8 protein-coding genes are annotated in these 9,687 nt (G+C 42.3%); 5 read left to right on the top strand and 3 right to left on the bottom strand.

Annotated elements, in window-relative coordinates:
- Positions 1-90: 90 nt before the first annotated feature.
- From HMPREF2876_RS05305 to rnhC, 3 genes are all read right to left on the bottom strand, one after another.
- Entirely contained in the window at positions 91-2,445 is a 2,355-nt protein-coding gene (locus HMPREF2876_RS05305; protein ID WP_070242083.1) for an SF1B family DNA helicase RecD2, read from the bottom strand.
- Between the two features lie 335 nt (positions 2,446-2,780).
- Entirely contained in the window at positions 2,781-3,395 is a 615-nt protein-coding gene (lepB, locus tag HMPREF2876_RS05300) for a signal peptidase I (protein WP_024052470.1), read from the bottom strand.
- A gap of 3 nt (positions 3,396-3,398) precedes the next feature.
- Complete coding sequence (gene rnhC / locus HMPREF2876_RS05295) at positions 3,399-4,289, bottom strand: ribonuclease HIII (protein WP_024052469.1); 891 nt, start codon at positions 4,287-4,289, stop codon at positions 3,399-3,401.
- Between the two features lie 85 nt (positions 4,290-4,374).
- Between rnhC and HMPREF2876_RS05290 the strand changes: the two genes are divergently transcribed.
- From HMPREF2876_RS05290 to trxA, 5 genes are all read left to right on the top strand, one after another.
- Positions 4,375-4,680, top strand: coding sequence for a hypothetical protein (locus HMPREF2876_RS05290; RefSeq protein WP_070584437.1), 306 nt, complete (start codon positions 4,375-4,377; stop codon positions 4,678-4,680).
- Positions 4,677-5,225, top strand: a complete 549-nt coding sequence (locus HMPREF2876_RS05285; RefSeq protein ID WP_003033009.1) for a CvpA family protein — start codon at positions 4,677-4,679, stop codon at positions 5,223-5,225. The genes HMPREF2876_RS05290 and HMPREF2876_RS05285 overlap by 4 nt, the downstream gene beginning before the upstream one ends.
- 60 nt (positions 5,226-5,285) lie before the next feature.
- Positions 5,286-7,616: an endonuclease MutS2 gene (locus HMPREF2876_RS05280; RefSeq protein ID WP_070584435.1), complete on the top strand. Its 2,331-nt coding sequence runs from the start codon at positions 5,286-5,288 to the stop codon at positions 7,614-7,616.
- A gap of 67 nt (positions 7,617-7,683) precedes the next feature.
- Positions 7,684-9,102 (top strand): C69 family dipeptidase, encoded by a 1,419-nt coding sequence (locus HMPREF2876_RS05275; protein WP_024052466.1) that lies wholly within the window; start codon positions 7,684-7,686, stop codon positions 9,100-9,102.
- Positions 9,103-9,310: 208 nt separating this feature from the next.
- Entirely contained in the window at positions 9,311-9,625 is a 315-nt protein-coding gene (gene trxA, locus HMPREF2876_RS05270) for a thioredoxin (protein ID WP_024052465.1), read from the top strand.
- Positions 9,626-9,687: the final 62 nt, after the last annotated feature.

Here is a 9,687-nt window from a genome sequence, read left to right as displayed (position 1 = left end):
GATACCAGAGATGGAGAGGAGAATCTCGTACTCTCTCAATCTTAGCTTTTCATTACCCCACTACAGTTGACAAAGAGCCACTTTTTTCTATCATTCTCCAAAAACACTTTGAATATCCTCATCCGTTATTCCAATCATAGGGTTGATTTTCAAGAAATTTTCCTCAGTCAAGATATATTTTTCCACAGTTGTTTCCAAATTATTCACAGAAGTGTGTATAACTTTTTCATCAGTTAGGAGGTCTGAAAAGCGTTGGATTAGATAGGTATTGCGAGCTGTACCAGTGTTTTTGACAGCAAAGTCAAAGGCAGACTTTTCCCCAAGAAGAATCAATTTGCTCTTGGCACGGGTGATAGCAGTATAGATAAGATTGCGTTGCAGCATACGGTGGCTGATGGATGTAATCGGTAAAATGACTACAGGAAATTCACTACCCTGAGATTTGTGGATACTCATAGCGTATGCCAGACGAATTTTATACCATTCACTGCGTTGATAAACAATCTCATTGCCGTCAAAGTTGATAGTCAATTCGTCCTGTTTAGAGTCCGTATATTTTGCTGGTAGCAAATCGGTGATATAGCCCAAGTCACCGTTGAACACATTGTTTTCAGCGTCGTTGACCAGATGAATGACCTTGTCGCCTTGTCGATATTGACAATCAGTTGCTTCAAAAATGATTTGTTCTGTTTCGGCAGGGTTGATTAGATTTTGCATGAGTTGATTGATGTGGTCAATCCCAGCCTGTCCGCGGTACATAGGCGCAAGCACCTGCACATCTTGAGCTGGAATGCCACTGCGGATAGCAGCTTCTACAATACGTTCAATCATCTGCGGAATATGTTCACTACGCGCTTCAAAATAAGAACGGTCAGCCTTTTTTTCTATAAAATCAGTTGGCAGGATGCCTTTTTGAATCTGACTGGCTAAGGTAACGATAGTGGAATCTTTGCTTTGTCGATAAATTTTTTCTAATTTGGTCTGTGGAAGAAGAGGGATTTTCAGTAAATCTGCCAGCACTTGTCCGGGGCTGACAGAAGGCAGCTGATCAGCATCTCCGACAATTAGGAGTTTGGTGTTTGATGAAATGTTGCTGAGGAGTTGATTGGCTAACCAAGTATCTACCATTGAAAATTCGTCGACAATAATAAAGTCTGCGTCCAAATAATCATCTAAATGGCTAGTGTCATCGTCTCCTGTCATGCCTAAATGCCGATGAATCGTAGCGCTTGGAAGCCCTGTTAATTCATTCATGCGTCTGGCAGCACGCCCAGTCGGAGCTGCTAGAAGAATAGGCAAATCGTGAGATTTGCGCAAATCCAAACCATGCAGCAGAGCGTAAACAGCAATGATTCCATTGATGACGGTCGTTTTTCCCGTTCCGGGACCACCCGTTAGGATAAAAATTTTGTGATTGATAGCGTCACAAATCGCTTGTTTTTGAATCACATCATAGGAAATGGCAAACTCAATTTCGATTTGGGTAATAGCAGCTTCGATTTTTGCCGGTTCAAATTTGTTTTGCTTCCCTTTTTCTAAAATGCGTAGGAGACTGATGCGAATCCCTTCTTCGGCAAAAAAGAGACTGTTTTCAAAAATCTTTGTATCAACATTTTGAACTTTATCTTCTTCAATCAAACATGTCAGCTCATCTGCAACAGAACTTGGGTCTAATTCAATCTGACGGGAACTTTCGAGGAGTTCAATCGTATGTTCCAGAAGTTCTTTTGCTTCAAGATAAGTGTCGCCCTTTTCCATAGACTGGGTTAGGAGTGTGTGAAGCAGCCCCGCACGAAAACGCTCTGGAGCAGTATTTTCAATTCCTAAGCTTTGTGCCAGTTGGTCGGCAATTTTAAACCCAACCCCTTGGATGTCTTCTACTAATTGGTAAGGAAATTGTTCGACAATTTCGAGAGTTTCTTCCTTGTAAAAATCTTGAATCTGAAAGGCAAGCTTGTTCGGGATACCGTATTCAGATAGCTTGGCAAGGATTCTCTCGGTGCCGTAATTTTGTCTTAGTTTTGTGAGAAAGGCTTCACGGTTTTTAGCAGAAAGACCTGCAATATTCTTTAATTTTTCTGGCTCTGCTAAGACTTTATCAATCGCGTTGTCACCATAGAGATCCACGATTTTTTGCGCTGTTTTTACACCAATCCCTTTAAAATGGTCGCTTGAAAAATATTTGACTAAGCCTTTGCTGGTTGGCTTTGCACGCTCATAGCGTGTTATTTTGAGTTGTTCACCATATTTAGGGTGTTGCACGAGATTTCCCCAAAAAGTGTAGTCTTCGCCCTCCATAATATCCGCCATGGTGCCCGTGATAATAATCTCAAAATCATCAAAATCTGCATCGGTGTCGTCAATATCTAACAGCAGAATCCGAAAGAAACTGCTGGGATTTTCAAAAATAATGCGTTCAATGGTGCCTGAAAAGTAAAATTCCATCATCTTCCTGTATCAATGTTAAAAGAATGGGAGTGGGACAGAACTAAAAATAGAAAATTTTTAGTTCGTAGTCCCACCCCTGCAAGGGTGCTTAAACAGTTATCAAACTGTTTAAGGTTGCAGATGAAGAAAACGAAGTTTTCGTCAAAGGTGCTCTTCCGATCTTGAAAAGCGAATGAAGAGTCCAATCACGGTGGCTTGCTGTGCAAGGCTGATTTCCCGCCTTCAACAATTCACTGAATGTTGAAGCTACGTTATTCGTTTATTCCTAAATCTGATAGAAGCTGGCACACTTTTTGCCCAGCTCCAACGAATCAAAATAGACTTGTTTGGGATTAGAAAGTGCCGATTCTATTCAAAGGCCAGAAACGGAATTTTGCTTCGCCCTGCAATTGATTGGCTTTAAAGGTTCCCACTTGACGGCTGTCTTTTGAGACAAGACGGTCATCTCCTAAAAGCAGGTATTCGTCTTTTGGAACTTCAATGGTAAAGCTAGTGTTCCCATTTGCATCCTGCGTAAAGGCTTGAGCTTTATCTGCTAAAGACTGAAAGAAACTGTTATAGAAATAGGTTGCCTGCAATTTATCGTCTTTGAATTTTGCTAGATAGTTTTTAAGGTAAGTCTCGTTGGTCTTTTTGCCGTTTACATATAATTGGTCGTTTTCGTAGCGGATAGTGTCTCCAGGAAGACCAATCACCCGCTTGACAATTTGCTTAGTTTTTCCATCTTCGTCTTTTTCACTTGCAACGACAATATCAAAGCGATTGACAGGCAGGTGTTTGACAACGAATAGATATTCTCCATTAGCTAAGGTTGGATCCATTGAATGCCCGTCAACCTTGACAGGAACCCAAAGAAAAGCGCGTGATAAGAAAAGAACGGCCATAAAGAGGATAAAAAATCCCCATTCTTTCATAAATTTTGAAAAAGTAGTTGATTTTGTTTGCATAACTTACCTTTCTAGAAGTTTCTTCGCTTTTTCAGTATTTTTAAAATGCAGTTTTGCACTCGCTTCTAAGCCTTTTATGCCGTAGGCTTGAAGAAGCTGACTTGCGATTTTATCGGACTTTGCTCCTGCTCCACTGGGCAATTCATAGCCGAGCTCTTGACTTAAATTTTCAAGATTTTCTAAAAAGAGGTCACGGGCAATCATGGAGCTGACTGCTACGGCTAAGTATTTTCCTTCCGCTTTTTCCTCTAAAGTGAGAGGATTTGAGAAATGATTGCGTTCCTGTTTAACGTATTTCTGATAATTTTTGTCACTTGTGAAAGCATCAATAACAATTTTTTCTGGCTGCACTCCCGTTTGCAAGAGCAGATAAATGGCTTGATTGTGAAGGGCAACCTTGACAGAGACTGCATTATAGCCAGCAGCGATGACTTGGTTGTATTTTTTCGGAGACAATAACAGAGCTTGGTGTTGAATTTTTTCTTTCAACAGAGGAACGATTTGCCTGATTTTTTGGTCTGTCAAAGTTTTAGAATCTCCAACTCTCAGCTTTCGTAAAAAATCATGCTGTTCTGGTGTAACAAAAGACGCTACAACAGTGAGCCCGCCAAAATAAGAGCCATTTCCGACTTCGTCTGTCCCAATCAGAGGACAATTCTGCCAATGAGATGTCGTTTTTTCTTTGGACGCTTGATAGCCCAAAAATTGTGCTGCCTGCTCGGCTTTTTCTCCTTGAAAGAGGACTTTTCCTGAAGTGTAGATGGAGGCAGTTGCCTTATCAAGCTTAAAAAGGTAACGAATATAAGGATTTTTACTAGAAACAAGCTGTGCCTGGTATTGGGCAACAAAATCTTGAATTTGTTTCTCACTGGGTTGTAAGGTAATACTTTCCATATTGTTATTGTACCATAAAAGTGATAAATTTCTTTAAAAACTGACAAAATGGCTTCCTTTTGGTATAATATTTTGAGGTGATTTTATGGCAAACTTAAATCGATACAAATTTATTTTCGGAAAGAAAAGCGTAACCTTAACAACAGAACACGATAATTTATTCATGGAAGAAGTTGAAAAGGTTGCAACAGAAAAATATCACGCAATTAAAGAGAAGATGCCTGCGGCAGATGATGAAACATTAGCTATTTTGCTAGCAGTCAATAGTTTAGCGACGCAATTGTCACGTGAGATTGAGTTCGATGACAAGGAGCAAGAGCTGGAAGAACTTCGTAAAAAAGTGTTAGAAGCCAACAAGCAAAAGGTTAGTGAGCAAGAGGGGCCCCTATGATTTCATTAGTAATTTTGCTGATTTTGGCTTGGAGTTTTTACATTGGCTATTCGCGTGGGATTGTTTTGCAGGCTTATTATACTGTTTCGGCGGTTATTTCAGCAATTATTGCAGGGCAACTGTACCAATCTCTAGGTGAACAAATCAATCTTTTAGTTCCCTACGCTAGTGCACAGGAAGGAACATTTACCTATTTCTTTCCCAGCAGCCAATTGTTCCAGTTGGACAAGGTTTTTTATGCCGGTCTGGCTTATCTAGTCATTTACACGATTGTTTATAGCATAGCCCGTTTTATTGGGATTTTTATTCACTTGGTGCCAAACAAGAAAGCCAATGAGCGTTGGTACAATGTTGCTAGTGGTGCTTTAGCTGTTTGCGTCACTTTATTTGGAATTCAAATGCTGCTGACCGTTTTAGCAACGATTCCCTTACCACTTGTTCAAAATCATCTCAATGCCAGTGGTTTAGCTCGATTTATCATCAGTCACACACCAATTACTTCAGGAATGTTGAAACAACTCTGGGTGACCAAAATCATCGGATAAATACAAAGACTCAGTTGGTGGTGCTAGCTGAGTTTCTTTTTCATCAGGAAAGATAAGAATATGAATAGAAAAATTTTAGAAACGTTAGAATTTGGGAAAATCAAGGCGCTCTTTGAACCCTATCTTCTGACAGAACAAGGGTGCTTGGAATTGCAACAGTTGTTCCCGTCCAATAAACAAGAAAGGCTGGAGACAGCATTTTTAGAAATGACGGACATGCAGCAGATTTTTGTGCAGCGTCCGCATTTCAGTCTGGCTGCGACCCAAGACATTACGGGCTTGACCAAGCGCTTGGAGCTGGAAGGCGACTTAAACATTGAAGAATTTCTCGCTCTGAAGCGGGTTTTGGCTGTCACGCAAGAATTGACTGATTTTTATGAGGATTTGGAAAATGTTGAGTTGCAAAGATTGAATCGGCTTTTTGAAAATTTGGTTTCTTTTCCGAGCTTGCAAGGAGCGTTGCAGGCTATCAATGAGGGCGGATTTGTTGAAAGTTTTGCTAGTGATAATTTGGCTCGCATTCGCCGAAAAATTCAAGAAAATGAAGTTCAAGTGAGAGATATTTTGCAAGATATTCTCAAAACCAAGGGCGATATGTTAGCAGATCAAGTAGTAGCTAGTCGAAACGGTCGCAATGTTTTGCCGGTCAAAAATACATTCCGCAATCGTATCTCAGGCGTGGTGCACGATATTTCTGCCAGTGGAAACACGGTGTATATTGAGCCGCGGGCGGTGGTCAATCTCAATGAAGAAATCACCAATGCGCGGGCAGACGAGCGCTATGAGATTTTGCGGATTTTACAAGAGTTGTCTGACCGCATACGTCCTCATATTGCTGAAATTGCTAATAATGCTTGGATTATCGGACATTTGGATCTAGTTCGGGCAAAAGTGTGTTTTATGCAGGAAAGAGGCGCGGTGGTGCCAATGCTGTCTGATAGTAAGGATATTCGCCTGCTCCATGTTGCTCATCCTCTGATAGAAAATGCAGTAGCCAATGACTTGTACTTTGCGGCGGATTTGACTGAGATTGTCATTACGGGCCCGAATACAGGCGGAAAGACCATTATGCTCAAAACCCTAGGCTTGGCTCAGCTTATGGCACAGTCTGGCCTGCCTATTTTGGCAGATGAAGGGAGTCGAGTGGGGATTTTTGACCAAATCTTTGCGGACATTGGAGACGAGCAGTCTATTGAGCAGAGTTTGTCGACTTTCTCCAGCCATATGACGAACATTGTCTCTATTTTAGAGCAGGCTGATGAGAATGCCTTGGTGCTTTTGGATGAGCTTGGAGCTGGAACCGACCCGCAGGAGGGTGCAGCTCTTGCTATGGCAATTCTTGAAGACTTGCGACTGCGACAGGTCAAGACAATGGCAACGACCCACTATCCAGAGCTTAAGGTCTATGGGATTGAGACTGAGGGAGTGCAAAATGCCAGCATGGAGTTTGATACAGAAAGCCTAAGGCCAACTTATCGTTTTATGCAGGGAGTGCCGGGTCGCTCCAATGCTTTTGAGATTGCAAGGCGTTTAGGTCTGTCTGATAGAGTGGTCAAGGATGCTCAAGAATTGACTGACACGGACAGCGATGTCAATCGCGTTATTGAGCGCTTGGAAGAACAGACATTGGAAAGTCGCAAGCGGTTGGATAATATCCGAGAAGTGGAGCAAGAAAATCTCAAATTTAACCGTGCTCTTAAAAAGCTCTACAATGAGTTCAATCGGGAAAAAGAAACTGAGCTAAATAAGGCAAGGCTGGAAGCGCAGGAAATCATTGATGTGGCGCTGACCGAGAGTGATACGATTCTCAAAAATCTACATGCTAAGTCCAGTCTCAAACCGCACGAAATTATCGAAGCCAAAAGCCAGCTGAAAAAATTGGCTCCTGAAACGGTGGATTTGTCACAGAATAAAGTGTTGAAACAAGCCAAAAAAGCACGGAAACCAAAAGTGGGAGACGATATTCTGGTGATTAGCTACGGTCAGAGAGGCACGCTTGTCAATCAGCTCAAAGACGGTCGCTGGGAAGCACAGGTGGGACTCATCAAGATGACCTTGGAGGAAGCAGAGTTTAACCTGCTCAAAGCTGAAAAAGAACAGCCTAAGCGCAAGCAGGTCAATGTGGTGAAACGAACAACCACAAGCGGACCAAGAGCCCGACTGGATTTGCGAGGAAAACGTTATGAAGAAGCCATGCAAGAGCTGGATACCTTTATCGACCAAGCCTTGCTCAACAATATGGCACAGGTGGATATTATTCACGGGATCGGGACGGGCATCATTCGCGAAGGCGTCACCAAATATCTCCGTCGCAATAAGCATGTCAAGAGTTTCGGCTATGCACCGCAAAATGCTGGGGGCAGCGGAGCAACGATTGTGGTGTTTAAGTAATGCAGAGTTGGTGAACAAAGCAAAACTGTTCAGGATAAAAAAGAAAGAATGAAGAGAGGAAACATTTATGAGACAAAAAGGAATACAAGATTCTTGTACAACGATTCTGGTTGGGAAAAAAGCAAGTTATGACGGTTCAACTATCATTGCACGTACAGAAGATTCACAAAATGGTGTGTTTACGCCCAAGAAATTTATTGTTGTTAGCCCAGAAGATCAGCCGCGGCATTACAAGTCTTTACTATCAAGCTTTGAGATAGATTTGCCGGACAATCCAGTTCGCTACACCAGTGTACCGGACGCTCTTGCAAAAGACGGGATTTGGGGTGAAGCTGGTATCAATGTTTACAATGTAGCCATGAGCGAGACAGAGACGATTACCACGAATAGCCGAGTGCTGGGAGCAGATCCTTTGGTGGCGACTGGTATCGGAGAAGAAGACATGCTGACCTTGGTGCTGCCTTATATCAAAACGGCGCGTGAGGGCGTGTTGCGCTTAGGGAAGATTCTTGAAGAATACGGCACCTATGAGTCAAACGGGATTGCCTTTTCTGACGTGAATGAAATCTGGTGGTTGGAGACAATCGGTGGACATCATTGGATAGCTCGCCGGGTGCCCGATGACGCCTATGTGACTAATCCAAACCAGCTGGGAATGGATTATTTTGAGTTTGACAATCCCGAATATTTCCTCTGTGATCCTGATTTGAAAGACTTTATTCATCGCAATCATTTGAATCTCAACTATGAGGGGGAATCTTTCAATCCGCGCTATGCTTTTGGTAGCCAGCGTGACAAAGACCGCCATTACAATACACCGCGTGCTTGGGATATTCAGCGTTTCCTAAATCCAGAAATTGAGCAAGACCCGCGCTCCTTTTTCCTTCCTTGGTGTCAAAAACCCTACCGTAAAATCACGATTGAAGATGTCAAGTATGTCCTTAGCAGCCATTACCAAGACTCTCCTTATGACCCTTATGGCTTAGAAGGCACTCCTCACAGTCGGCGGACCTTCCGCACGATTGGGATTAACCGCACAAGTCAAACATCTATCTTGCAGTTGAGACCCAATAAACCACAGGAAACGACGGGCATTCAATGGTTGTCCTATGGCTCTATGCCTTACAATACAGCCGTGCCTTTCTTTACTCAAATTTCCACCACACCGACTTATTTTGCTAATACAGGTGAGAAAGTCTCTACAGATTCGTTCTATTGGACCAATCGCTTAATCGCTGCTTTGGCTGATGCGCATTTTTCTAGTCATCTGGGAGATTTAGATGATTACCAAGAAACAACCATGGCTCTGGGGCATGAAATGTTAGGGCGCGTGGATTGTGCCTTGGAAAAGGGAGAAATAGTTGACTTTGAAGCAGAAAACCAAGCTCTAAGCGATAAGATTCAAGAAGCAACGGATCAACTTCTGAATAAAATCCTGCTAGATGCCAGCAATCTGATGACCAATCATTTTTCTTTGAGCGACTAACTCCATAGCACATTCTGCCCCTACAAATGCTTCGTCTCAAGTAATTGCTAACGAATAGAAGTTCGTTTTTGGAAAATTATTGAATACTAATCTGCGGAGGAGTTTTTCGCTCCGTAGTAAATATTTTGCAAATGCTTCCTTTTAGTGTAGAATGTTGTCAAGAAATGAAATAGAGCGATGACATCGGTCATCGTCAGAGGAGAACAATATGGTAACAGCAATTACAGATGCAAATTTTGCAGAAGAAACAAAAGACGGACTTGTCCTCATTGACTTTTGGGCAGCATGGTGTGGTCCTTGCCGCATGCAGGCACCGATTTTGGAAAAATTAGCCGAAGAGGTGCATGAAGACGAATTGAAAATCTTCAAAATGGACGTGGACGCCAACCCAAATACACCAAGTGAATTTGGAATCATGTCAATCCCGACCCTCATCTTCAAAAAATATGGGCAAGTGGTGAAGCAAGTTGTCGGTGTTCATACCAAAGAACAATTAAAAGCTATTATAGCCGAATTGAGCTAAAAGAGAACGAGGCTGGGACAAAAGTCCAACCTCAAATATAAAAAGCGAACAAAACTAGTTTT

Origin of the sequence: Streptococcus sp. HMSC073A12 (assembly GCF_001812815.1) — a bacterium.
GTDB lineage: Bacteria > Bacillota > Bacilli > Lactobacillales > Streptococcaceae > Streptococcus > Streptococcus vaginalis.
The sequence above is the reverse complement of the archived record's forward strand: the minus strand, read 5'-3'. Positions and strand labels throughout refer to the sequence as shown.